Below are 24650 nucleotides of genomic sequence, written 5' to 3' on the forward strand. Positions count from 1 at the left end.
CGCGAACTGCTGGAGCAGTGGCTGCCGGATGCGCGCGGCATGGACGCCTATTTCCTTGGCCCCAAGCCATTCATGGCCCAGGTGAAGAAGCTGCTGCGCGATGTCGGCGTACCCGAAGCGCAGAGCCGTTATGAATTCTTTGGCCCCGCCGCCGCGCTGGAGGCCTGATCGAAGCGTGTTGTAGACGTGCGACGAGGTGGAAAAGGCCGGTGGGCAACCACCGGCCTTTTTCTTTGCGGACCTGTCTGGCCGGCCGAGGCCACCTCCACGGAGATTCACGGCCCGGATGGACGCTGCGCAGGCCGTGCGTGGAGCGCTACGATGCACGCATCATCGGGAACGAGGGGAAACGCATGAACGTGTATGCCGTAGTGCTTGCCGCTGTCTCCAGCTTTCTGCTCGGCGGGCTGTGGTATTCGCCCGCGTTGTTTGGCCGTGCCTGGAACCGCGAGAACGGCGGTGAAGTGCCGCAGGGCCATCCCGCCAAAGTGTTCGGCATCAGCTTTCTGTTCTCGCTGGTGGCCGCGTTTGCGTTTGCCTGGTTCCTGGGCCCGGCACCGGAACTGCGCAAGGCGCTGCTATGCGGCGCAGTGGTGGGCTTGGGCATGGTCGCTGCCAGCTTTGGCATCAACTATCAGTTCGCACAACGCAGCGGCAAACTGTGGGCGATTGATGGCGGCTACCACACCGCACAGTTTGTGCTGTTCGGTTTGATTCTTGGGTTGTGGCATTGAGCTGCGGAAGAACGTGATAGGTCAAAGGCAACAGCGAAGGCAAAAAGCAGAAGCGCCCTCACCCCTACCCCCGCTCCGCGCCCCATCCCTCGTGCTGACGCAAGGGCACTCATCGGATCGCGAACCATTGGTTCGCAAACGATCCCCTTCGTCCCGCACGCGGGAGAAGGGAAAGCCACTGCTACTACAAGAGCAAAAGCAACTGCGGCTGCGGCTGCGGCTGCGGCTGCATGATCGTCTGTCAGGCGAGGTGGGTCTTCAACCAGCGCTCGACCGTTACCACCGGACCCAGCTTCACCGGCACCACCAACTGCAACGCACGCGCCAGGGCATCGGCCTGGCGGATGAAAGCCTGCCGCGCCATCCGCTGCGCCTGCTGCACCGTCGACTGCTGGCGCCGCAGCTGCACGATCTGCACCGACGGTCGTCCCGGCGGTGCGAACTTCTGGTAACGGCGCAGCTCATCGGCGACCAGGCCCACATCCACGTCACTCTGCGCGAACACCTGCCCCGCCTGCAGCAGCTGCTCCAACGCACGGCCCGCATCAGTCAGGCCCGCTGCGTCAAACAGCGCCAGCGAAGCCCATGCGGATTCGCGCTGCTGAAGGCGCTGCAGCTGGGTTGCCCAAGGGAAGGTGGCGTTGAAGGTAGGCATGGTTGCCAGGCAGTAAGGGGGAGGCGGCGAACTTTACGTATCGGGGGTTTGCAGCGCCAGTGGTGGCACGCTTTCCCTCACCCGATCACCCGTTTGAACGGTGGCAGCGAGTCGATGATCCGCTTGCCATAGCGCCGCGTCAGCAATCGCGAATCCAGGATGATCACCCGCCCGGTGTCGGTCGAGGTACGGATCAAGCGCCCGGAAAACTGCGTCAACGTGCGCAGTGCATGCGGAATGGCGATCAGGTTGAACGAGTTCAACCCGCGGCTCTCAAACCATTCGCTCAGGGTCGAGGTCTGCGGATCGGTCGGCACGGCAAAGGGCACCTGGGTGATGACCACCGTGGTGCAGGCTTCGCCGGGCAGATCCAGGCCTTCGCCAAACGAATTGAGCCCGAACAATACCGACCCCTCTCCGGCGGCGGTGCGCTTGAGGTGTTCGTCGATCATCCGCTGCTTGGCACTTTCGCCCTGCACCAGCACCTTCTTGCGCAGCGTGGCCGGCATCAGCTCGGCCACTTTTTCCATCTTCCAGCGCGAGGTGAACAGCACGATGCTGCCCTTCTCCCAGTCCAGCTCAGCAGCCAGGTACTTGGCCACTTCCTTGGGATGCCGCTCGCGGTCATCCGGCGTCACCGGAAACTGCGGGACGATCAGTTCGGCCTGGTTCGGCAGGTCGAACGGCGAGGCCAGCGACACCATCTCCGCTTCTTCGGGAATGCCGTTGTCGATGGCCAGCGACTGGAAATCACCACCACCGGTCAACGTGGCCGAGGTCATCACCACCGAGTTCACTTCGTCCCACAGCAGCTTGCGCAGCACCATCGCCGCCGACACCGGCGAGCAATGCAGGATGTAGTCGCCCTCGCGCGACAGGGTCACCCAGCGTGCGATCGGCGGTTGACCTTCCTTGTCTTCGCGGCGCCAGCCGGCCCACAGGTTGTACTGCTGCTCGATCATCTCCAGCGCCATGCCTAGGTTGCGCTGCAGGCGCTCATGACCGGCATCCTCCGGCTTGCCCTTGGCAACCAGGGACGTGGCCGCCGTTGCCCAGTTGAGCAGGCTGCGGGTTTCATCGGCCAGCACTTCGATGGGCTGCTTCCAGGCTTCGGGCAGACGGCCGTTGGCCGCGCGCCACATCGGTTCGCGATCATCCGGCTGTGGAATCCACACGTTGGCGATGTCATCGCGAAAGCTCTTCAGCAGCTTGCTCACGCGCGAAGCCACTTCGATGGCTTCATTGGGCAACAGATTGCCGATCTTGTCCTTGTCCACCGCACGATAGGCGCCCGCGATCAGTATCTGCAGGCGGCCGGTGCGCTTGGCCATGTCGTCCAGTGGCAGGTTGGCCGCGCCCTGGTCGATGGCGACGTTGCCGATATGGTGGCCTTCGTCGAGCACCAGCAGCATGTCGCCGGGCGGTGCAATCAATGGTTGGCCGCTGTCACTCTCGCCGATGGACAACGCCGACAGCAGCAGGGCGTGGTTGGTCACCACGATCTGCGCGTCGCGTACTTCGGTGCGCGCACGCAGCACCGGGCACTGCGCCGAGTAGGCACAGCGGCGGCCGGCACAGGCCGAGGCCGGGGTGGTGATGCGCATGCGCAAGGTGGTCGAAACGGTTTCCGGAGCGTTGTCGAGATCGCCGTTCCAGCGGCCTTCGATGAAGGCCTTGGTCAGTTTCTCGGCCACGTCCATTTCAATCGGCGCCAGCGGCCGGTCGTAGAGCTGCACGTCGTCGCCGAACATGCCCTCCTGCGCGCCCTCGCCCTGCGCTTCGGCGGCGTTGCGCGTGCACAGGTAGCGGGTGCGGCCCTTGGCCAACGCCACCGTGGCCTGCAGGCCGGTGGACTTGAGGAAATTGGGGATGTCGCGCTCGACCAGCTGCGACTGCAGCGCCACCGTGCCGGTGCTGATGACCAGCTTCTTCTTGCTGGCCAGCGCGATCGGCACACCGGCGGTGAGATAACCCAGGCTCTTGCCGACGCCGGTGGGTGCTTCCACCACGCCAACGCCGCCGGTGGCCAGCGCGCGTGACACCACACCGATCATCTGGCTCTGCGAACGGCGCGTACTGAAGCCCGGTGTGTTGGCCTGCAGCTTGGCGTAAGCGTCGCGGATGCCGGCCTTCAGTTCCTCGGTCAACGTCCGCGGTGCTTCTACTTTTTCGCTCACGCCAACCTGCCACCTGCACTCATCAAGACGGGCATTTTCCCATACCCGCCCGCATTCACCGAATGCGCTGGTGGCTCAGGGTTTTCCGGGTGGCAGCGGACGCCGCAAGGCCTGCACCAACGCCCAGGCCAACAGGATGAACCCGGCCGCCTGGGTCAGCGCCACCGCCACCTGGCTGATGTTCAGCAGCGTATTCAGCCCACTCAAACCATTGAAATTGCCGGCAGCGATCAGCAGCAGCGGCAGCACGTTCAAGCCCGCGCCGACCAGGGCGGCCAGCATCAGCATCACCAATGCGCTCATGGCCACGCTGCGCGCGCGGCTGCGGGGCGTATCCATCAGCATTACCAGCGCCACGCCCAGCGCGATCAGGATCGGCAACCGATAACCCACCGTCATCAGCAGACTCTGCAGCAGGGTGCTGTTGTCCATGCCCGCGCTCAGTCCGCCGTGACCAGCAGCGCGTCACGACCGCGCAGCTCGGCGTAGATGGCATCGGTTTCCGGGCGCATGCCGTGCCATTGCTGGAAGCTCTCGGCAGCTTGTTCAACCAGCATGCCGAGCCCGTCAAAACTGTTGCGACACCCGGCGGCACGTGCCCAGGCCAGGAACGGGATCGCCGCCTCACCATAGTTCAGGTCCACCGCCGTGGTCATGCTGTTGATCAGCGACAGCGGTAGGTTGAAACCGGTACCTTCGCCGCGCGCGGCGGAGGTGGCGTTGATGATCAACTCGAAGTCGCCCTGCTCGCGCAGCGCCTCCCAGTATGCGGAGATGGCACGGCCCGGCTCGCTCATCGCATCAACCAGCGCATCGGCGCGTTCCGGCGAGCGGTTGACCACGACCAGTTCCAGGATGCCGGCATCCAGCAGCGCCGGTGCGACACCACGCGCGGCGCCTCCGGCCCCCAGCAGCAGCACGCGGCGACCACGCAGATCCAGACCATGACGGCCGGTGAGGTCACGTACCAGACCGATGCCGTCGGTGTTGTCGCCGTGCCAGCGCTCGCCCTTGCGCAGCAGCGTGTTGACCGCGCCAGCCCGCTGCGCACGCGAAGTCGTGGTGGTACACAGCGCGAACGCTGCTTCCTTGTGCGGCAGGGTCACGTTGGCACCCACACCGCCATCGGCGGCAAAGGCCTCCAGTGCGGCAGGGAACCCTTCAGGCGAGGCCTCGATGGCACGGTAATCCACGGCGATACCGTGCGCCTTGCCGAACGCGGACTGGATGCGTGGCGACTGCGAATGGGCGATGGGCTGACCGAATACGGCGTAACGGGGAGCGCTCATGGGGATCCTCTGCATGACCTAGACTGGACGCGATTCTTGCCTGCGGAACCTTCATGCGGACCCGACCACTGCTGCTCGCGCTGACTGCGAGTCTACTCTTTACCCCGGCAGCCTCGGCGCTTTCCGAATTCGGCATTGAAGGCATGGGCATGGTCTCCAGCCGCGCCGATGAGCTGCGCGCCACGGTCAGCACCGACGGCCAGCGCATCCTCTGGGCCAGCAACCGTGAAGGGGGTGTCGGTGGTTGGGACCTGTGGCAGGCCACGCTGCGGGACAAGCGCTGGATGGACCCGCAACCGCTGGCGCTCAACAGCGCCTCCGACGAGGTCGACCCGTTCTTCAGCGCCGACGGCCGCTGGCTGTACTTCGCCTCCAACCGCAAGGGCGGCCGCGGTGGTTTTGATCTGTACCGCGCCCCGCTGGCCGCCAATGGCGACATCGGTGCAGCCCAGCCACTGGGCAACACCGTCAATGGCCGCCAGGACGAACGCTCGCCGGCCGTGGCTGACAACGGTCGCCTGCTGTTTGCCAGCAACCGCAGTGGCGGCACCGGCGGTTGGGACCTGTGGGCAGCCGCACGCGACGGCGATGACTTTGCCGCGCCGGTAGGGATGGCCGGCATCAACACCGCCGCCGATGAAGTGGATGGCAGCTGGCTCGGCGGCGGCCGCGCGGTGGTGTTCGCACGCACCAATACGCAGGGCGGCACGCAGCTGTGGGTATCGCAGTGCCGTCAGCGGCAATGGAGCGAGGCGGCGTTGTTGTCGCTGTCGTTCAATACCGCCGGGAGCGAAACACGCGGCGCGTTGATCGACGCCAACAAGCCCAGCGAACTGGTGGTCAGCGGCAAGGCACGTGCACCGCGCGCCGGTGGCCTGGATATTTATCGGATGAAGGCACCCACGGTAGACGGCAGCGACGATTGCCGTTGAGTTGGGGTGTTTCAGTTCGCGCCGGGGAGTTCCCGTAGAGGCTGGGTGGTGTTGCGGAGAGTCTGCTTGGAAGCTACCCCTCCCCTACGCCTACGGCGCAAAGGAGGGGGCAGAGCATGCAGGCCGGTCAGAGGGGGCTTTCTGCTCCCGTCTCAGACCTTGGGCCCCCACCCAGCCTCAATGCCCGGCCAATACCTCGGCCCGTCGCTTCTCGTACTCGGCCTCACCCAGCTGCCCGCGCTCCTTCAACAGGTTCAGCTCGCGCAGCTTCGCATCCACCTCCGGCTTCTGCGGCGCTTCGCGCTGCAGGCGCTCGGCGGCCGAGTGCAGTTCCGGCGGACGCCGCGAGGCGCGCACGATGGCGGCAATGACCACGCCGATCACCACCGCAAACGCCAGCACGCCCAGGATCCATACCACCCAGTTGTAGCTCTCCAGGCCGGGGACGTTCATATCAAGCCTCCTTCAACCAACGCGCGATCTGCGGCGCGTAGTAGGTCAGTACACCGTCGGCACCGGCACGCTTGAAGCCGATCATCGTCTCCATCACGCAGCTGCGCTCGTCAAGCCAACCGTTGGCGACCGCCGCCTTGAGCATCGCGTACTCGCCACTGACGTGATACGCGAACGTCGGTACGCCGAACTCCTGCTTCACCCGGCGCACGATATCCAGGTACGGCATGCCCGGCTTGACCATGACCATGTCCGCGCCCTCTTCCAGGTCCAGCGCGATCTCGCGCATCGCCTCGTCGCTGTTGGCCGGGTCCATCTGATAGGTCTTCTTGTCGGCCTTGCCCAGGTTGCCCGAGCTGCCCACCGCATCACGGAACGGACCATAGAACGCCGAGGCGTACTTGGCCGAATACGCCATGATGCGCACGTTGATGTCGCCAGCGGCATCCAACGCGGCGCGGATCGCACCGATGCGGCCGTCCATCATGTCCGACGGCGACACGATGTCCACGCCGGCCTGCGCATGCGACAGCGACTGCTTGACCAGCGCCTCCACGGTGATCTCGTTGAGCACGTAGCCACGCTCGTCGATGATGCCGTCCTGGCCATGCGTGGTGTACGGGTCCAGCGCCACGTCGGTCATCACGCCCAGTTCGGGGAAGCGTGACTTCAGCGCGCGGATGGCCCGCTGCGCCAGGCCATCGGGATTCCACGCTTCGGCCGCATCGAGGGTCTTGCGTGACGGGTCGATCACCGGGAACAGGTCGATCACCGGCACGCCCAGTTCCAGCGCCTGCTCGGCCTCGCGCAGCAGTTCGTCGATGGACATGCGGTCCACGCCCGGCATCGAACCCACCGGCGCGCGCCCGGCCAACTCATGCACGAACACCGGCCAGATCAGGTCGTTGCTGGTGAGCGTGTGCTCGCGCATCAGCCGGCGCGAGAACTCATCGTGGCGCATGCGGCGCGGGCGGTAATGGGGATGGCCCATGGAAGACTCCTTGATTCAAAAACGGTGATCAGCGCAGCTGGTAGCCCTGCGGCTGCAGTGGTTCGGGGATCGGCCGGTCGCCCAGCGCATCCAATACATCGATTTCGATGGTACGCACCATCGCATCCAGCGGCAGGTCGTTGGGCTCCAGCCCGAACGGCTCTTCCATTTCCTCGCCCAGCTGGTCGAGACCGAAGAACGCGTAGGCCAGCAGCATCGACACCACCGGCGTGGCCCAGCCCAGCGCACCCGCCAGACCAAACGGCAGCAGTACGCAGAACAGCCACGCGCAGCGGTGCAGCAGCAAGGTGTAAGCGAATGGCAGCGGTGTGCCGGCAATGCGTTCGCAGGCGGCCTGCACGCTGGACATGCCATGCAGGCGTGCCTCGAACTGGCCGTAGAGATACGGATCGAGCCGACCTTCGCGCAGCGGCAGCGCCAGTTCCCGGGCCAGCTGCGCGAGCAGGCCATCCGGAATGTTGCGTCGTTCCAGCACCGCCATCTGGTCTGCGGCCAACCACGGTGCAGCAGCCGCCACCTGGTCCGCGCCGCGCAGGCGCGCCGCCAGGGCATGGGCGAAAGCGATCACCAGTTGCGAAGCACGCGCACGCAGTTCCGGCTCGGCGGCCAGCAGCGCACCGGCCTCGCGGGCGAAGCCCCGTGATTCGATCAACAGCTGTCCCCACAGCTTGCGCCCTTCCCACCAGCGGTCGTAGCAGGCGCTGTTGCGGAAGCTCAGGAAGATCGACAGCACCAATCCAAGCAGGGTGAACGGCACCACCGTGACCCCGTCGCGGCCAAACGGATGCCAGTAACGCTCGAATGCGGCCACGGCCACGGCCAATGCGCCGATGGCCAGCACCTTGGGGGCGATGGCCGGCACGATGGAGCCGCGCAGGATGTACAGCAGCTGCCAGCCATTGGGGCGGGGACGGATGATCATCAGGACGCAATCACGCCAGGCGTGTGCCCGGTCAACCGCAGTATTTTACGCCCCCCGCCTGTACAAGGCGGCTTCGCCCCGCAAAGGCCTCAGATGAAGCCGCCGCCGATACTCAGCCGGATCACCCCGACCACGATGACCACCGCGTTGAGCACCAACCCGGTCTTGGCCCGGCCACGCTTGCTGGCGTGGGTGAACAGCAGGCCGATGGCGGCAATGACCGCACCGACCGCGGCAAACGGGATCAGGAACCAGTTGCCCCAGCCCAGCAGCGGGATGAACGCCAGCACCATCCACAGCAGTGCCACAATGCCCCATACCAGACTGATCAATCCCATGGCTTTTTTCCTTACGTCACTGTCAGCAAGATAGCCCGGAAACGAGCGTATTCAAGTACCCAGGTAGTAAACCGTGCATTCGCGGTCAATTCACCCGTCCGCGCGGATCATCCGCAAACACCGATCATCGGGGAGTGAAACCATGAAACTACCGCTTGCCTTCGCACTGGGCATCGTCCTGGCCACGGCCGGCTGTGCCAGTACCTCCAAGGTGATGCTGGGCCAGGCCCGCGCACCGGTGGACCCGGCCAGCGTGCAGATCTATTCCACCCCGCCACCCGGTTCGGTGGAAATCGCGCAGCTGGAATCCTCCAGCGCGGTCGGTTTCGGCACCCAGGGCCAGACCGACGCCGCCATCGCCCGGCTCAAGCGCGAAGCGGCGGCGCTGGGCGCCAACGGGGTGATCCTGATGGGTGTGGGTTCGGGCGGCTCGCCGGTTGGCATGTCGGTTGGTGCCGGCAGCTACGGCCGGCACACCGCCGGCGGCCTGAGTGTCGGCATCCCGACCCAGCAGAAGCGCGCTGCCGGCGTGGCGATCTGGGTGCCGCCGGGCGCGGGAAGGTAATCCCGCAGGAGCGGCTTGAGCCTCAAAGCTCCTGGACCCAGCCAGCGCGGCGGCGTTTCGCGATGGCTGGCACCTTGGTGGCTTCGACCTCCGCCGGCTTTGCGGCGGAAGCCATTCCTACGGAAACAACAAGGGCGCCTTGCGGCGCCCTTGTTGTTTATTTCTTCCGCTGTGCGGGGACGAACACTTCATTGACCGCCTTGGCCAGCTGGTCCGGCGGCAGCAGGCCCTGGTCGAGCAGGAAGTTGTTGAACGCCAGCCGGTCGAACTTGTTACCCAGCGCCAGTTCGGTCTGCATGCGCAGTTCCATGATCCGCGTGTAACCGTAGAAGTAACTGCTGGCCTGTCCCTGCGCACGCACGGTGTAGCGGTCCAGCTCCTGGGTGGCCATCGCCTCGGACAAACCCACCCCATCCACCAGCACGCTGCGGGCGCGCTCACGATCGGTAAGGCCAAGGTTGAGCATGGGGTCCAGCATCGCGCGTGCGGCACGCAGCAGGCGGAACTGCAGCGCGATCATCTGCCCGTCCAACGGCTCGAACGGCACCATCTCCGCCTCGGCATACAGCGCCCAGCCTTCAACATTGACCGAGTTGAACGCGAACAGGGTGCGCGCCAGCGAGATGCCCCGCTCGACCATCGCCGCGAACTGCAGGTCATGTCCGGGGCGGCCTTCATGCGCGCTCAAGGTCCATGCCGCCGAACCGAAGTTGAAGTCGTCGTACTGCGCTTTCTCGCCCGAGGCCGGATTGCCCAGCGGCAACACGAAAGTCCCCTGCTGGCCGGTGTTGCCCACCAGCGGCGCCGGCAGGTAATGCGGTGCCGGCGACGCGGCGCTTTCGGCTTCACTGCCCAGGCGCATCTGCAGCGGGCGCTGCGGCACATCGACGATGCCCTGCTTGCGGATGATCGGGTCGATGGCATCGATCACACCGCGGTAGTGCGATTCGAGCTGATCGTTGTTGATCTTGTCCTGCTTCAGCGCGCGGATCACCGCGGCATAGTCGTTCGGGTCAGCGACCTTCAGGCGCTTGGCCTGCACCACCAGCGGTGCCAGCTGGCGCATCATCGCGCGGGTTTCCATGTATTCCAGCTGCGCACGCTGCATCAGCAACGCCGGGTCGATGTCCACGCCCACTTCCTTGAGCTGGAACGCGTACAGCTCGGCCGGCAGGCGCGTGTCGGTACGCGCGTTCGGCAGCACGTCCTTCTGCGTCCAGGCGATGTAGTCCTTCATCTGCGTGGACAACTCGGCCAAAGAGGCGTCGGCGCCTTCGATCTTGTACTTGGCGAACAACTTGCCGATGCCGGCGATGTAGGTATCGACGTTGGCCAGTGCCTGGTCGACTTCGATCCGGGTCGGCTGCAGCAGGTTGGGTGTACCGCTCTTTTCTTCGTAGCGCTGGCGCGCCAGCGTGGCCATTGGCTGCGTGCCAGGCGCTTGGCCGAGATAGGCCTTGAGCCGGTCCAGTGCCTTGGCCCGACGTGGCGCCGGGACCTGGTCGGAGAGCAGGTTGTTGAGGCCGCTGAACACGGTCTGCGGCACATCCACCCACGGCATCAGATGCTGCTCGTTGAGCGTGCTGCCTTCGATATTGCGCTCGGCCGCGCCGATCATGATTTCCAGATCCTGGCGTACGTTCGGGTCGCGTTCGAGCTGCAGTTTCTCACGCAGCTGCTCGCGCGCCTTACCCAGCGCGGTGCGGTAACGGCCGGTGTAGTCAGGACCCAGATCGGCGACCTTGTCGTCGTAACCCGGCACGCCGAAGAAACTGGCCATTTCCGGCTGGAACGGTGCCTGTGCCTGCAACAGGATCTGCGCAAGTTCATTGCTGTGCGCGACCCAGGCGGGTGCGGCCGGACTGGCCTTGGCGGCGGGTGCGGCGGTGGCCGCCTTCAAGGGCAGTGGTGCGGCCAGAGCGAGGGCAACGGCAAGGACGAGGGGTTTCATGCACGGCTCCTGAAGTCAGTGCCGTGACCCTACGCAGTCAATGCCGGTGCGACAAGGGCCATGAGGCGCACACGTGGAGCGGTACCTGCGTGCTGAAAGCGCCCGCCGCACTGCCTGCGGCAAAGGGAAAGGCGAAGGGAAAGGGCTGGGACTACCAACCCTTGCCCCACGCCGGCGTCAATTGCAGTGCAGCCGCCCGGCGCACGCCTTTTCGTCATCCGTACGCAGGTCCAGCCGCACGTTCCAGCCCTCGACATCAGCGTCGAAGCGGTCATAGATCCAGCGCCGCTCCACCCGGCGCGCCTCGGCGACGATGCGGGCGCCGCCCTTGGGGCCCTTGGCATTGAAGCGGTAGGTGCTCGGCAGGACGGCGTCGCCCTCGATGGCGCCATCCACCTCCAGCAACATCACCTGCAATGGCGTCCCCAGCACGGTCGTCATTTCTTCCGAGGAGGAGGCGCGCTTCATCGCCTCCAGGTAGGGCGAATCCTGTCGCATGTGCCCTTCCATCCGGTGGTAACCGCGCCAGAACAACCACACGAAGACTGCCGTCACTGCCAGCATCAGCAACGGCAATACCCATTTGAGGTTGCGTTGCAGCCAGTTCTGCGGCGGCTTGCCGGGCAGGCTGCCCGGCAGTGGCGGTGGGTTGGTCGACATTCCCTGTCCGGCTCCAATCACGGTGCGAGGCAACGGCCCAGGAAGTTCTCGGCGATGCGATAGCGGTGCAAGGCATTGGCACCGGACAGGCCGTGCTTGGCACCGGGGTAGGTCATCAACTCGAACGGCTGGCCGCGCTTCTGCAGGGCGCTCATCAGGCTGGTCGAATTGGTGAACAGCACATTGTCATCGGCCATGCCGTGGATCAGCAGCAGCGGCGAGGTCAGCCCGTCGATGTGGGTCAGTACGCGGCCTTCGGTATAACCGGCCACGTTGGCCGCCGGCAGGTTCATGTAGCGCTCGGTGTAGTGCGTGTCATACAGGCCCCAGTCGGTGACCGGTGCACCGGCCACACCGCAGGCGTACTGATCCGATGCCTTGGCCAGCAGCATCAAGGTCATGTAGCCACCGTTGGACCAGCCCTGCACGCCGATGCGCTTGCCATCCACCCACGGCTGCGACTTCAGCCACTCCACGCCCTTGAGCTGATCGGCCACTTCCACCGTGCCCTGCACACCGTACAGCGCGCCACCGAAATCACGCCCGCGACGCGGGGTGCCACGGTTGTCCAGCGAGAACACCACGTAGCCTTGCTGCGCCAGGTACTGGTTGAACAGATGGTCGCCACGGCCGGGCCAGCTGTCGGTCACGGTCTGCGAGGCCGGGCCGCCGTACACGTACACCGCCACCGGGTACTTCTTGCCCGGGTCGAAACCGGCCGGCTTGACCAGGCTGTAGTTCAGTTCGGTCCTGCCATCGGCAGCGGTCAGCGTGCCGTACTCGACCGGGCGCTGTGCATCGAGATAACGCGCATACGGATGCTTGGGGTCGGCCAGATTGTTGTCGAGCAACGTGGCGATCTTTTCGCCATTGGCACGGTACAGCTCGATCTGCGGCGGCGTGGTGTGGTTGGACCAGCTGTCGACATAGACGCTGGCGTTTTTGGCGAACGTGGCACTGTGCATGCCGGTGCTGTGCGAGAGCTTCTTCAGCGCACCGCCGGCCAACGGCACGGCGTAGATCTCGCTGCGCAGCGGGGATTCCACGCCGGCGCGGAAGTAGGCATTGCCGGCCACCTCATCCACCGCCAGCAGTTCGTCCACCGGCCAGTTGCCGGAGGTCAGCGCGGTCAGCTGACGGCCGTCGGCGCTGGCCAGATACAGATGCTCGAAACCGCTGCGCTCGGACGACCACACGAAACGGCCATCCTTGAGGAAGCGCAGGCTGTTGTGCAGCGGCACCCAGGTCTTGCTGGTCTCGGTGACCAGCGTGCGCTGCCCACCATCGGCCAGGTTGGCTTCGATCAACTGCAACTGCTTCTGGTCGCGGCTCTGGCGCTGGAAGGTCAGGTGCTGCGGATCGCGCCAGGTGACGCGGGCCAGGTAGATGTCCTGGTCCTTGCCCAGATCCACCCACGTCGGCGCGGCACCATCGCGCGGCGCGACCACGCCCAGCTTCACCAGCACGTTCTTGTCGCCGGCAGCCGGGTAACGCTGTTCGATCATCTCCACGCGGTCGGCGTACATTTCGTAACGCTTCTGCACCGGCACCGGTGATTCATCAATACGGGCGAAAGCGATGGCGGAGTCGTCCGGCGCCCACCAGTAGCCAGTGTGACGGTCCATTTCCTCGTCGGCGACGAACTCGGCCACGCCGTTGCCGATGACCGCGCTGCCATCGCGGGTCAACTGCAGCTGCTTGCCACTGGCCAGGTCGATCACCCACAGGTTGCGCTCGCGCACGAAGCTGACGAAGCCGCCGTTGGGCGAGAGCTTGGCATCGGTGGTGAAACCTTCACCGTGGGTGAGCTGGCGTACCGCGTCGCGGCCCTGCTTGCCCAGGTCGTACAGGTACAACTCGCCGCCCAGCGGGAACAGCAGGGTCTTGCCGTCCGGCGACCACTGGTAATCAACGATGCCGCTGAAGGCGGCGATACGCTGGCGCTCACGGCGCGCCTTTTCGGCATCGCTCAGGGTCTCGGTGCCGGGCAGCACGACCTTGGAATCCACCAGCAGCCGGGTCTGGCCGCTGGCGATGTCGTATTCCCACAGGTCCAGCTGCTTGACGTCGCTGTCCTTGCCGCGCAGGAAGGTGACCCGCGAACCGTCCGGCGCGACCTTGGGCTTCATCAGCGTGGGGCCGGACAACGGCGCGTTGCCGGTGATGGCCTCAAGGGTGAGTTTCTCAGCGTGGACGGCGGGCGTGGTGAGCATCAGGGCAAGGGCAATGAACAAGGGGCGCATGGAATTCCTGTCGTAGACAGCACGGATCGGACCATCCTAGCGAACCGGGACGCACTGTGCTTCCATCGAAAGTCCTGCTTCCCGTGAGCCACTACACGTTGTCATGACCGATTCGTCCCCGCATCCGCACTGGCAGACCGCCGTCCACGCCTATGCCCGCCACCTCAATGACTATGTCGCCCGTGGCGATGCATGCGACTGGGAGGGCATGGGCCAGCCCGATGACCCACCGGAACTGTCGCCGTTGCTGCCGCTGTTGATGGAGCAACTGCGCGCGGCCAATGCCCAGCGGGACGCCGCGACGCTGGCTACGTTCCGCAGCCAGTGGCCGCCGCTGCACGAAGCCACCCAACCCCTGCTGGAGGACAATGCCCAGGGCATCGGCGCGTTGGCATGGTTGCCGGACGGCAGCCTGCTGGTCCGTACCGGTGCCTGGTACGAACCGGGCCAGGTATGGATGGTACGGGGCCTGGAGACCCGTACGCTGCCCGACGTGGCGATGTTCGGCGCCAGCCCGGATCGGCAGCTCATTGCCCTGGCCGGCGATGGTCGCCTGCGCATCATGCGCGGCGGCGAACCCGGCCCCATCGCCGAGCTGCCGCTTCCACCACGCGACGAGGCGCTGCCGCCCACGCTGGCGGACCTGGCCGAAGACGATGCGGTCATCCAGCAGCTGATTCCCTTCAACGACGGCCTGCGGGCCGTGGTGGTACGCGCTGACGGCGTATTCCTGTGCCGTCAGGACGGCATCCAGCGGCTGTTGCCGACGGCGGCTGAACTGCAGGAACAGGCGGACGACGAGGACCCCTGCCCGGTGCGTCTGGACATGGTCCATGCCGCGGTGTCACCCGACGGCCGCTGGATCGCCTGTGGCCAGCAGGATGGTCGCCACCGGATCTTCGATGGCCATGGCCAGGCCGTCTGCGAGATCGGGCCGCATGGCGAGTATCCCCATCACGCCGCCTTCTTCGCCGATGGCCGCCAGGTGGCGCTCAACGCCTGCCATTTCTACAACGGCGCCACCATTGCCGTGGACATTGATGCCTTCGACCGCATCGACACCGACTTCTATGAAGACCACCCGGCGGTCCGCGTGGTCGATCCCGGTGGCCGCATCTATGCCAGTGCGCCGGTCGCCGGCGGGCTGGTGCTGGGCGACGCCTACGGCTATCTGCGGGCCGTGGATGCCACGGGAACACTGCTGTGGAAGCAGCATGTCGGCAGCACCCTCAGTGCGATGGCAACTTCGGCCGACGGTCGCATGCTGGCCGTGGGCAGTTTCTCCGGCACCGTGCATCTGATCGACCTGCACTCCGCCGAGGCCAATCCCGAGCAGGTCGGGGCACGTGCGCATCGCGAAGTGTGCCGCTGGCTGTTCTGGAAGCAGGAAGCCTCGCCGTTGGCGTGGTGAGTACCGCTTCCGCAGGCCGGCAGGCCGCCGGAGGGGCGGCATGCCGGTGCGGACAGCCCAGGCTCAACGCTGTCCGAACAGCTGCCTTCGTTCCTCATCGCTGAGCGGTTGGCCCGCGTCCGGGTTGACGGTCGGGCCGATGGCGTAGGCGCGTTGCGTGGCCGGGCGCTCGGCAATGGCCTGGTGCCAACGGCCCAGGTGCGGGAACGCCACGAAATCGGCCGGCAGCTTGGAATAGGCGCCGATCCACGGGTAGCTGGCCATATCGGCGATGCCGTACTCCTCGCCGGCCAGGTATTTGGATTCGGACAGACGCTTGTCCATCACCCGGTGCAGGCGTCGCACCTCGCTGTCATAGCGCTCGATGGCATAGGGAATGCGTTCGGGCGCGTACACGTTGAAGTGGCCCATCTGCCCGCTCATCGGCCCCAGCCCGCCCATCTGCCAGAACAGCCATTCCAGCGTGGCGGCACGGCCGCGCAGGTCGGGCGGCAGGAAGCGGCCGGTCTTCTCGGCCAGGTAAAGCAGGATCGCGCCGGACTCGAACACACTCAGGGGTGCGCCGCCATCGGCCGGGGCGTGGTCGACGATGGCCGGCATCTTGTTGTTGGGCGAAATGGCCAGGAACTCCGGCAGGAACTGGTCACCCTTGCCGATGTTGACCGGGTGCAGGCGGTAATCCAGCCCGGTTTCCTCCAGGAACAACGTGATCTTGTGTCCGTTGGGCGTGGGCCAGTAGTACAGGTCGATCATCGGGAAAGCTCCAGCAGACGGGCCTTGGAGTGTAGCCACGCGCCCTGCTTGGCAGGGTTAAAACAGCCCGGTAATCTGCGTCCTTTCCTGCAACGCAGCATTCCTTCCAATGTCTTCGAACACTTCCCTGAGTCCGCTCTCCTCGCTGATCTTCGCTTCACGCTGGCTGCAGCTGCCGTTGTATCTGGGCCTGATCCTGGCGCAATGCGTCTATGTGTTCCTGTTCGGCAAGGAGCTGTGGCACCTGATCCATTCGGCCACCCAACTGACCGAGCAGCTGATCATGCTGGCGGTGCTGGGCCTGATCGACGTGGTGATGATCTCCAACCTGCTGGTGATGGTGATCGTGGGCGGCTATGAAACCTTCGTCTCGCGCCTGCGCCTGCACAACCATCCGGATCAGCCGGAGTGGCTGAGCCACGTCAACGCTTCGGTGTTGAAGGTCAAGCTGGCCATGGCGATCATCGGCATCTCCTCGATCCACCTGCTCAAGACCTTCATCGAAATCGGCACGCTGGGCAGCGAGGGCAGCAAGTACACCGAAGCCGGTGTGCTGTGGCAGACCATCATCCACTGCGTCTTCATCCTGTCGGCCATTGGCATTGCCTGGACCGACAAGCTGATGTCCAACGGTCACAGCAAGCCCAGCGCCACGCACTGAGGTCCGTCACGGATGGGCGCCATCACAGCGTGACGCCCATCACTTTTTCCCCTTGTTGGGCATGCCCCCTCCCGCAGGCCGGGTCGGCGGTGCTAGATTCGCGCTACGTTGCCTATCGGCGCGGCATCGGGAAATGCCGCGTCCACACTGCCCACCGGGCACAGGCAGTCCACGTTCGTCGATTCAAGGGGATGTTTGATGTCGTACGTCGCAATTCAAGGCAAGGCGCGCCTGTTCGCGCCCGCGCTTCTGCTGGCCACGCTGGCCGCCTGTTCCGGCAAGGATGAAACCACGCCGGCCGCTGCTGCCGGTACCGCAGCTCCTGCACCCGCCGCCGCACCCGCCGAAGCGCCGGTATCCAACAAGGTGCAGGCAATGGACACCACGCAGCTGCGCGATTCGGCCAGCACCGCACTGCGTGAGAACCGCATGTACGCCCCGGCCGGCGACAACGCGATGGAGTACTACCTGGTCCTGCGCGACAAGTTGCCGGACGATGCATCGATCAGGAACGCGCTCACCGATCTGCAGCCCTACACGCTGATTGCCGCCGAGCAGGCCCTGGGCCGTGAGGATTTCACCGAAGCACAACGCCTGATCGCGCTGGTGGAAAAGGTGGACCCGACCGCGCCGGCATTGCCGCGTCTGAAGCAGGGCATCACCAGCACCATGCAGGTGGCCGAGAAGCGCACGGTCGAAGAAGCCGACAAGGCCAAGAAGGACGCCGAGAACCGCGCCAAGCAGCAGGTCGAACAGCAGCGCATGGCCCAACAGCAGGCCGCCGAGGCAAGCGCCGCCCAGCAGCTGGCGGCCAAGCAGGAAGCCGCGCGCAAGGAAAGCGAGCGCGTTGAGGCCGAGCGCCTGGCCGCTACGCGCCGTGAGGCCGAGCAGCGCAGCGCGGCGCAGGCGGCTGCCCAGGTCGCCGCACCCAAGCCCGCTGCTGCCGCCCCGTCGTTGCGTGCGGTCAGTACGCCGGCCCCGCGTTACCCGGCCGACGCCCTGCGTTCGGGCACCTCCGGTGAAGTGCTGGTGGAACTCACCATCGGCACCGACGGTTCGGTCACCGACGCCCGTGTGCTGCGTGCAACGCCTGCCCGTGTCTTCGACCGCGAAGCATTGAGCGCGGTACGCCGCTGGAAGTTCGAACCGATTGCCAGTTCGGTGACCACGCGTCGTACTTTGGCGTTTGCGCCGAACAAGTAAGCGGTTGGTTCATTGCCGTGGAGCGAAAGCCCGGAGCGATCCGGGCTTTTTTCTTTGGACGGGGTCGGGTGCGAGTGATTGCACGCTGCCGCAAGGAGCACGTCAGAGAAGCAGAAAGCTTGCCCTTCCCCCTCTCCCGCAGGTGGGAGAGGGGAGCTGATCCGTGCATTCTTGCTTCCTGATCCTGCAGCTGGGAGCACAGGTGAAGGCAACCATAGTTGCTGTTCTTTGTCCCTTTTCCGCGCGGGAGAAAGGGCCCGGAAGGGGATTGAGAGCTGCTTTGGCTGCTTTTGCATTCCCTCGGCCCGATCCTCAATGGCTTTGCAAAAAAAAGGCCCGGATCGCTCCGGGCCTTCCACACAAAACCAGCTCCGGCCAATCAGCCCGAAATCGCCAACCGCTCCTGGCGATAACGCCATACCGCGATCAGCCACAGCAGCACCGCCAACAATGCCGACGCCCCCAGATACACCGCCCATTGCTGCGCGGACGGCATCTCACCGCGCGTCACTTTCACCAGCATCTGGTTCTGCGACAGGAATGGCACCGCGTACTGCCACAACTGCGTGTCTTTCAGCGGGTAGGCCATCAGCGCATAACCGGGCAGCATCGGCAGCATCATCAACCACACCATGTGGCTCTGTGCTTCCTTCATGCTCTTGGCACTGGCCGACAGACAGGTCAGCAATGCGGTTCCGATCAACACCAGCGGCAGCAGGATCACCAGCAGCTTGCCCATCGCCGCGAAGCTGACATCCAACGAGCGCGCCGCACCACTGCCAATGCTCGCACTGAGCTTGAACGACAGCAGGATCAGCAGCATCGACGCCAAGCCTAGTACCACGGCAGCCAGCATCTTGCCGCTGACCAGCGCACTGCGCGATGCCGGCGTTGCCAGCAACGGCTCCAGCGATTGCCGCTCACGCTCGCCCGCCGTCGTGTCCATTGCCAGATGCGAGCCCCCGACGAAGGCGAACAACATCAGCACCAGCGGCAACACGATGGACAGGAAGATGCCGCGCTTGGCCTCGGCCGTGGCCAGGTCGCGGGTACCGACATTGACCGGTGCCGCCACCATCGGGCTGACGCCGCGTGCAAGCAGACGCAACGCACCTACCGACTGGCCATACTCGGTCAGCGTGGCGCGCACGCGCGCCACCTGCACCTCACCGGTACGGCGCGTGGTGTCGGCCACGATCTCCACCTTGGCCGGCTTGCCGGCATGCCAGTCATCGGCAAAATCCGGAGCTATCACCAAGGCCACGTCTTCTTTCTGGCTGCGGATGCGGGCTTCGAAATCCTTCGGCGCTTCCGTCGCGTTGATGCCACGGCTGGCAAGGAAAGCCACCAGGTTCGGCGCCTGCTGCATGCCAACCACCGGCACGGTCATGTCCTTGTCCAGCTGCGTTTCGGCACGCAGGTTGGTGAGCTTGTTCATGCCCAGGAACAACAACGGATACAGCAGTGGCGCGGTCAACAAGGTCAGCAGGAAGGTACGACGGTCACGGGAGAAATCGCGCAGCTCCTTGCGCATCACCGTCCACATGTTGCTGAAGAATCCAATCCGGCTCATGCGTGCAGGCCCTCTTCGCTGCCGATCAACTTCACGAACGCATCTTCCAGGTTGGATTCGTGCGCCTGTTCGCGCAGCTCGTCCGGCGTGCCCTGCGCGACCACGCGGCCATGCGCGACGATGACGATGCGGTCACACAGCGCGGCTACCTCCTGCATGATGTGGCTGGAGAAGATCACGCAACGCCCTTCCTCGCGCAGCTCCTTGAGGAACCCTCGCAGGCCGCGGGTGGTCATCACGTCCAGGCCGTTGGTGGGTTCGTCGAGGATGACATTGCGCGGGTCGTGGATCAGCGCGCGTGCGATGGCGGTCTTGGTGCGCTGGCCCTGGCTGAAACCCTCGGTACTGCGATCGAGGAAATCCTCCATCTGCAGTGCCGCGGCCAGGCGCACGGTGCGTGCGGCGATGTCGGCCGACGACATGCCATGCAGTTCACCGAAGTAATCGATGTTCTCGCGTGCGGTCAGGCGCTTGTAGACGCCGCGTGCGTCAGGCAGCACTCCCAGGCTGCGGCGCACGGCGTTGGGGTCGACGGCGGGGTCGATGCCATCCACCAGCACGCGACCACTCTCCGGCGTCATCAACGTGTAGAGCATGCGCAGCGTGGTGGTCTTGCCGGCGCCATTGGGGCCTAGCAGGCCGGTGATCTGGCCGTCATGGGCGGTGAAGCCCACATCGTCCACGGCGATCACCGGGCTTTTGTCCTTGCCCTTGCCGGGAAAGGTCTTGCGGAGTCGTTCTGCAACGATCATTTCAGCGGATTCCTTGGCAATGCGATGACGTCACGGTTCCCAGCCATTGAAGCTGGTGAACGGCGGCACGTAGTTGAGCTTGTCCAGGCAGGCGCCATCGAGTGACTTGGCATCAGCCTTTTCAACAAACTGGGCGAACAGCTTGGGCATGCAGCCCGCACCGAGTACCGCATGGCCCTGGCCGCGCAGCACGAACAAACGGCTGTTGGGAAGATGCTTGACCACTTCTTCGCCGTAACGCGGCGGCGTGACCGGGTCGAACTCACCCGCCAACACCAGTGCTGGTACCTGCGTGGCCAACGGCTGATGGAAATCGGCCGGCGCAGTCCCCTTCGGCCATACCTTGCACATCGCGGCCATGCCCTGCGCCATCTGGTTACCAAGCACGGTGCCTTCGTCACCACCGGCACCGGTCATGCTTTCGCCATCCTCGCTGCAGACCACCGACAACTGCATGCCCATGGCCATGCTGTCCTTCATGTCACTCTGCAGCATCTGCGTCAGCGCCATCAGGTCCTCGTAGCGCCCTGCACCGGCTTCATGAATCAGCTTGGGCAGCAATGCACCTGCGGCCGGCATGTAGGCGTACATGCGCACCAGCCCGGCCACGGTCTCCGCGGTGAGTTGACCTTCGCGTTGTTCGCCGCTGGCCGCATCGCGGTAGGTCACGGTCACCGGCTGCGCACGCAGCCTGGCGAGCAGGGCGTCCAGTTCGGCACGTGGATCTCCGAGCTTGTCCTTGCACGAGGCGACGTTGCTGCACTGGGCGAACTGCAGCGCCAGTGCATCATCGAGGTTGCGGGCAAAAATGTTGCCCAGCTGCAGGCTGTTGGGCACCGGCGAATCGAGCACGATGCTGCGCGTGGCCTGCGGATGACGCATGGCGTACTGCTGGGCCACACGCGTGCCGTAGCTCACGCCATAGAGATTGATCTGCGCCGCGCCGATGGCTTGGCGTACCGTGTCCAGGTCGGCGACCGCTTCGGTGGTCGTGTAGTGGCGCAGGTCGGCCTTCTTCGACAGTTCCGCCGCACATTTGGCCGCTTCCGCCGCAAACGCTTCCGGCTCGTACGACTGCGGTGAGCTCACCGCCTCCGGCGATGCTTCACAGGCCAGCAGGTTGGATTTGCCGGTGCCGCGCTGGTCCACCAGGATCACGTTGCGGCGCTTGCGCAGCTCTTTGAACGCCGGCGCGATCTGCTGGAAACTGTCCACCGCCGACTGACCCGGGCCACCGGCCAGGAAGAACAGCGGATCCGGCAGCAGGTCTCCCTCCTTCTCCGGCGCCAGCCAGGCGATGTTGAGCGGCACCTTGCGGCCCGTCGGGTTGGCGCGGTCTTCAGGTACCTCGAAGGTGGTGCACTGCGCTTCCAGGCTGTCCTTGCTGAAGGAAGAGCTGATGCTGCACGGCTGGAACTGCAGGTTGCCGAGCGCCAGGGGCTTGCCCGCGGCAGTGGATTCCTCGGCGACCGGCGTGGTGGCGCCCGGCGCGTCGGTATCGGCAGCCGGCCGCGTCATGCGGTAGCCAACAAGGCCGGCGACAACGGCTATCGCCAGGAGGGTTTGGGTCTTGCGGGACATCATCGGAACAGCCCCCACGATTGGTTTTAGGAAACAAACAACGGTTCTGCCATTACCCAGACGTGCCCGGGGTGGCTATGTGACATCCGGAAAGAAGATTTCCTCGATCCGCACCCCGAACAGGCGTGCGATGCGGAACGCCAGTGGCAGGCTGGGATCATACTTGCCGGTTTCCAGGGCATTGATCGTCTGCCGCGATACTTCCAGGCGTTCGGCCAATTCCCCTTGCGACCACCCTTCAGCGTCGCGCAGCTCACGCAGGCGGTTATCCATCTGCCGCCACCTCAGTTGTAACGCCGTGCGACCACGGCCTTGGCCAACCCGTAGGCCAGGCAGACCAGCGGGAACACCCAGATCATCGCCACATTCGACGGCACATCGATGACCTTGGCCGACTGCAGGAAGCCCCCGGTCAGGTATACCAGCGACACGAACGCCGTGGCGAAGCTCACTGCTTCCAGTTCAATGCGTTGCTGCAGCTCATCGACATCGCGGATGTAGCGGATCATCGCCCGCAGCACCAACACGATGGGAGGTACCGGCAGCAGCGCGATCAGCGCACGCAGCGGTGCACCTTCGACCTGCTTGAGCAGCAGGATCGACACCACCAGCAGCACCACATACGCGAGCATGGCGATGATGACTTCGCGGGTATAGCGTTTGCGCAGCGCGGGCGGTGCGGCATCACAACCATCGGGCATCCAGCGCCGCAGCATCGCGGCGATGCCCAGCCCGGCCGCAATGCCGAACAAGGTGCCGGACAGCTTTGCATTGGCGGAGAACTGCACCAACTGCATCACCACGACCCCTGCGCCGGCGAGCAGCGCGGCACTGGAAAGCAACCACATCGACTGCACGTTACGGCTCATCTCCGACCCCGGTAGCTGCGTGCGAAATGCATGTAAAGGACGCTTGACACATCCTGCCGTGGCAATCCCAGACCTGTCAAGCTCCCTTTACACGTGGAACGGTCTGCACAGAAACCCGAAGCGTTGCCCCATCAGCGCAATACCGCAGCCATCAGGCATGGCCAGACCCTCCCGACCAGCCCCGCGACCCCGCGCGCTATCATTGCGCCGCACCCCGTTCACTGAAAGAGCTTCATCCATGACCGCCCTACGCCCCTTCCTGGACAAGATGCCCGTCGTCGGCGAGCGTGTTTACGTGGATCCGGCATGCACGGTGATCGGCGATGTCGTCATCGGCGATGACGCCTCGATCTGGCCCGGTACGGTGATCCGCGGCGATGTGAACTACATCCGCATCGGTGCGCGTACCAACGTGCAGGATGGCACGGTCATCCACGTCAGCCATGACAGCCCCTACAACAAGGGCGGCTACCCGACCCTGATCGGCGAAGGCGTCACCGTGGGCCACGGTTGCATCATCCACGCCTGCACGATTGGCGATTACTGCCTGATCGGCATGGGTGCCTGCATCCTCGACGGCGCGGTGATCGAAGCCAACGCCTTCATCGCCGCAGGTGCGGTGGTCGGCCCCGGCAAGGTGGTACGCAGCGGCGAGTTGTGGGCCGGCAACCCGGCGCGGCTGATGCGTCAGCTCAGCGAAAAAGACATCGAAGGCCTGCGCTATTCGGCTGATCACTACGTCAAGGTCAAGGACCAGTACCGCGGCATGCAGGGCTGACACCCGGCATCGGTTGTCGGCGCGGCGGCGGGACGTGCAAACTGCGCGTCCGGGCGTGGGGACGCCCAATGAGGGATTGACATGAAGTCGATGAAGTTCAGGACGCTGGGCCTGCTGGCCGTGGCGTCGCTGTTGTTGCTGGTTCCGTTTGTCGCCGCTGCCCAGGAAGAAGAGGGCATGACGGCCGAGCAGTTCGTGCAGTCACTGCAGTTCCGTTCCGGGCAGATCGATGTGCCCGAGGCCAAGGCCCATTTCAACCTGGACAACGAGTTCCGGTATCTGGACAAGGCCGACGCACGCCGCGTGCTGGAAGACATGTGGGGCAACCCGCCCGACGACAGCGTGCTGGGCTTGATCGTGCCGCGCTCGCCGGCACTGACCGCCGATGACAGTTGGGCGGTGGTGGTCACCTACTCCGATGACGGCTATGTGTCCGATGAGGACGCGCACAAGATCGATTACGACGAATTGCTCGGCGACATGCAGGGCGCCATCCGCGACGCCAATCCCGAACGCGAGAAGGCCGGCTACGGCACGCTCGACCTGGTTGGCTGGGCGGTGCCGCCACGCTATGACGCCGCCAGCAAGAAGCTGCACTGGGCACGCGAGATTGCCTTCAACGATACGCCCAAGCACGTTCTGAACTATGACATCCGCGTGCTGGGCCGGCAGGGTTACCTGAGCCTCAACGCGGTCTCCAGCATGTCCGAGGTCGGCATGGTGCGCGAAGGCATGGACCGCCTGCTGCCGATGACCGAGTTCAACGAAGGCGCACGTTATGCCGACCACAACCCCAGCACCGACAAGGTCGCCGCCTATGGCGTGGCCACGCTGATCGGCGGCGGGCTGGCGGCCAAGGCTGGCCTGTTCGCCAAGATCGGCCTGCTGCTGGCCAAGTTCTGGAAGCTGCTGCTGGTCGGCGTGCTGTTCCTGGGTGGCAGCATCGGCAAGCTGTTCGGCGGCAAGCGCGACAAGAACAGCGCAGGCTGATCCCCCGCCCGGCCCGGCCTGCGCGCGCCGCAGGCTGGGTTTTCCTCGTGGTGGCGGTTAAAGTCTGCGTCCTGACAGGACGCAGCAGAGACCCGAATGCCCCAGGCATCCGTCCGGGCCGGAAACCGGACTTCCCTTCGCCGCATGC

At 65.1% G+C, this 24650-nt stretch carries 25 protein-coding genes; 8 read left to right on the forward strand and 17 right to left on the reverse strand.

Annotation, left to right across the window (positions count from 1 at the left end):
• The first annotated feature begins 353 nt into the window (after window positions 1–353).
• Window positions 354–734 (forward strand): DUF1761 domain-containing protein, encoded by a 381-nt coding sequence (locus ABB26_RS11260; RefSeq protein WP_057634393.1) that lies wholly within the window; start codon window positions 354–356, stop codon window positions 732–734.
• 241 nt (window positions 735–975) lie between these two features.
• On the opposite strand, the gene ABB26_RS11265 is transcribed toward ABB26_RS11260, so the two are convergent.
• The 4 genes from ABB26_RS11265 to aroE form a co-directional block, all read right to left on the reverse strand.
• Window positions 976–1389: a hypothetical protein gene (locus tag ABB26_RS11265; protein ID WP_057634161.1), complete on the reverse strand. Its 414-nt coding sequence runs from the start codon at window positions 1387–1389 to the stop codon at window positions 976–978.
• Between the two features lie 77 nt (window positions 1390–1466).
• Complete coding sequence (dinG, locus tag ABB26_RS11270) at window positions 1467–3566, reverse strand: ATP-dependent DNA helicase DinG (RefSeq protein ID WP_057634163.1); 2100 nt, start codon at window positions 3564–3566, stop codon at window positions 1467–1469.
• Between the two features lie 75 nt (window positions 3567–3641).
• The gene (locus ABB26_RS11275; protein WP_057634165.1) at window positions 3642–3998 is read right to left on the reverse strand and encodes a hypothetical protein; all 357 of its coding nucleotides are present in this window, start codon (window positions 3996–3998) and stop codon (window positions 3642–3644) included.
• 8 nt (window positions 3999–4006) lie between these two features.
• Window positions 4007–4855 carry a shikimate dehydrogenase gene (aroE, locus tag ABB26_RS11280; RefSeq protein WP_057634167.1) on the reverse strand — a complete coding sequence of 283 codons (849 nt, stop codon included), beginning with the start codon at window positions 4853–4855 and terminating at the stop codon, window positions 4007–4009.
• A gap of 53 nt (window positions 4856–4908) precedes the next feature.
• On the opposite strand from aroE, the gene ABB26_RS11285 reads away from it, so the two are divergent.
• On the forward strand, window positions 4909–5787 hold the full coding sequence (locus tag ABB26_RS11285; protein WP_057634168.1) for a TolB family protein: 879 nt from the start codon (window positions 4909–4911) through the stop codon (window positions 5785–5787).
• A gap of 177 nt (window positions 5788–5964) precedes the next feature.
• Here the strand turns inward: ABB26_RS11285 and ABB26_RS11290 are convergent, their stop codons facing one another.
• The 4 genes from ABB26_RS11290 to ABB26_RS11305 all read right to left on the reverse strand — a co-directional run bounded on the left by ABB26_RS11290 (window position 5965) and on the right by ABB26_RS11305 (window position 8512).
• Window positions 5965–6240 carry a hypothetical protein gene (locus ABB26_RS11290; RefSeq protein ID WP_057634169.1) on the reverse strand — a complete coding sequence of 92 codons (276 nt, stop codon included), beginning with the start codon at window positions 6238–6240 and terminating at the stop codon, window positions 5965–5967.
• A gap of 1 nt (window position 6241) precedes the next feature.
• Window positions 6242–7231 carry a porphobilinogen synthase gene (hemB, locus tag ABB26_RS11295; protein ID WP_057634172.1) on the reverse strand — a complete coding sequence of 330 codons (990 nt, stop codon included), beginning with the start codon at window positions 7229–7231 and terminating at the stop codon, window positions 6242–6244.
• 28 nt (window positions 7232–7259) lie between these two features.
• On the reverse strand, window positions 7260–8174 hold the full coding sequence (locus ABB26_RS11300; RefSeq protein WP_057634173.1) for a bestrophin family protein: 915 nt from the start codon (window positions 8172–8174) through the stop codon (window positions 7260–7262).
• 89 nt (window positions 8175–8263) lie between these two features.
• Window positions 8264–8512: a hypothetical protein gene (locus ABB26_RS11305; RefSeq protein ID WP_057634175.1), complete on the reverse strand. Its 249-nt coding sequence runs from the start codon at window positions 8510–8512 to the stop codon at window positions 8264–8266.
• A 142-nt stretch (window positions 8513–8654) separates the two neighbouring features.
• Here ABB26_RS11305 and ABB26_RS11310 point away from each other — a divergent pair, with 142 nt between their 5' ends.
• Window positions 8655–9077: a hypothetical protein gene (locus ABB26_RS11310; protein WP_057634176.1), complete on the forward strand. Its 423-nt coding sequence runs from the start codon at window positions 8655–8657 to the stop codon at window positions 9075–9077.
• Window positions 9078–9234: 157 nt separating this feature from the next.
• On the opposite strand, the gene ABB26_RS11315 is transcribed toward ABB26_RS11310, so the two are convergent.
• From ABB26_RS11315 to ABB26_RS11325, 3 genes are all read right to left on the reverse strand, one after another.
• Complete coding sequence (locus ABB26_RS11315) at window positions 9235–11028, reverse strand: DUF885 domain-containing protein (RefSeq protein WP_057634178.1); 1794 nt, start codon at window positions 11026–11028, stop codon at window positions 9235–9237.
• A gap of 177 nt (window positions 11029–11205) precedes the next feature.
• Entirely contained in the window at window positions 11206–11688 is a 483-nt protein-coding gene (locus ABB26_RS11320) for a Coa1/Tim21 domain-containing protein (RefSeq protein WP_057634180.1), read from the reverse strand.
• 17 nt (window positions 11689–11705) lie between these two features.
• Window positions 11706–13931: a S9 family peptidase gene (locus ABB26_RS11325; RefSeq protein ID WP_057634182.1), complete on the reverse strand. Its 2226-nt coding sequence runs from the start codon at window positions 13929–13931 to the stop codon at window positions 11706–11708.
• Window positions 13932–14034: 103 nt separating this feature from the next.
• On the opposite strand from ABB26_RS11325, the gene ABB26_RS19185 reads away from it, so the two are divergent.
• Window positions 14035–15342: a WD40 repeat domain-containing protein gene (locus tag ABB26_RS19185; protein WP_057634184.1), complete on the forward strand. Its 1308-nt coding sequence runs from the start codon at window positions 14035–14037 to the stop codon at window positions 15340–15342.
• A 63-nt stretch (window positions 15343–15405) separates the two neighbouring features.
• Here the strand turns inward: ABB26_RS19185 and ABB26_RS11335 are convergent, their stop codons facing one another.
• Window positions 15406–16095 (reverse strand): glutathione binding-like protein, encoded by a 690-nt coding sequence (locus ABB26_RS11335; protein WP_057634186.1) that lies wholly within the window; start codon window positions 16093–16095, stop codon window positions 15406–15408.
• A 109-nt stretch (window positions 16096–16204) separates the two neighbouring features.
• Here ABB26_RS11335 and ABB26_RS11340 point away from each other — a divergent pair, with 109 nt between their 5' ends.
• Together ABB26_RS11340 and ABB26_RS11345 are read left to right on the forward strand one after the other, a co-directional pair.
• Entirely contained in the window at window positions 16205–16756 is a 552-nt protein-coding gene (locus tag ABB26_RS11340) for a TIGR00645 family protein (protein WP_057634188.1), read from the forward strand.
• A gap of 198 nt (window positions 16757–16954) precedes the next feature.
• The gene (locus ABB26_RS11345; protein ID WP_057634190.1) at window positions 16955–17959 is read left to right on the forward strand and encodes an energy transducer TonB; all 1005 of its coding nucleotides are present in this window, start codon (window positions 16955–16957) and stop codon (window positions 17957–17959) included.
• 379 nt (window positions 17960–18338) lie between these two features.
• Here ABB26_RS11345 and ABB26_RS11350 read toward each other — a convergent pair whose 3' ends face one another.
• The 5 genes from ABB26_RS11350 to ABB26_RS11370 all read right to left on the reverse strand — a co-directional run bounded on the left by ABB26_RS11350 (window position 18339) and on the right by ABB26_RS11370 (window position 22734).
• The gene (locus tag ABB26_RS11350) at window positions 18339–19532 is read right to left on the reverse strand and encodes an ABC transporter permease (RefSeq protein ID WP_057634194.1); all 1194 of its coding nucleotides are present in this window, start codon (window positions 19530–19532) and stop codon (window positions 18339–18341) included.
• Window positions 19529–20284, reverse strand: a complete 756-nt coding sequence (locus ABB26_RS11355; RefSeq protein WP_057634197.1) for an ABC transporter ATP-binding protein — start codon at window positions 20282–20284, stop codon at window positions 19529–19531. Before ABB26_RS11355 ends, ABB26_RS11350 begins: the two co-directional genes overlap by 4 nt.
• Before the next feature lie 30 nt (window positions 20285–20314).
• The gene (locus ABB26_RS11360) at window positions 20315–21865 is read right to left on the reverse strand and encodes an alpha/beta hydrolase (RefSeq protein ID WP_161809042.1); all 1551 of its coding nucleotides are present in this window, start codon (window positions 21863–21865) and stop codon (window positions 20315–20317) included.
• Window positions 21866–21940: 75 nt separating this feature from the next.
• A complete protein-coding gene (locus ABB26_RS11365) occupies window positions 21941–22138 on the reverse strand; it encodes a helix-turn-helix transcriptional regulator (RefSeq protein WP_057634200.1) in 198 nt (65 codons plus the stop codon).
• Between the two features lie 11 nt (window positions 22139–22149).
• On the reverse strand, window positions 22150–22734 hold the full coding sequence (locus ABB26_RS11370; RefSeq protein WP_057634201.1) for a hypothetical protein: 585 nt from the start codon (window positions 22732–22734) through the stop codon (window positions 22150–22152).
• Window positions 22735–22972: 238 nt separating this feature from the next.
• Between ABB26_RS11370 and ABB26_RS11375 the strand changes: the two genes are divergently transcribed.
• Together ABB26_RS11375 and ABB26_RS11380 are read left to right on the forward strand one after the other, a co-directional pair.
• The gene (locus ABB26_RS11375; RefSeq protein ID WP_057634202.1) at window positions 22973–23512 is read left to right on the forward strand and encodes a gamma carbonic anhydrase family protein; all 540 of its coding nucleotides are present in this window, start codon (window positions 22973–22975) and stop codon (window positions 23510–23512) included.
• Between the two features lie 90 nt (window positions 23513–23602).
• Window positions 23603–24502 carry a DUF2167 domain-containing protein gene (locus ABB26_RS11380; protein ID WP_057634396.1) on the forward strand — a complete coding sequence of 300 codons (900 nt, stop codon included), beginning with the start codon at window positions 23603–23605 and terminating at the stop codon, window positions 24500–24502.
• The last annotated feature ends 148 nt before the right edge of the window (window positions 24503–24650 follow it).

It is taken from the genome of Stenotrophomonas humi (assembly GCF_001431415.1).
GTDB lineage: Bacteria > Pseudomonadota > Gammaproteobacteria > Xanthomonadales > Xanthomonadaceae > Stenotrophomonas > Stenotrophomonas humi.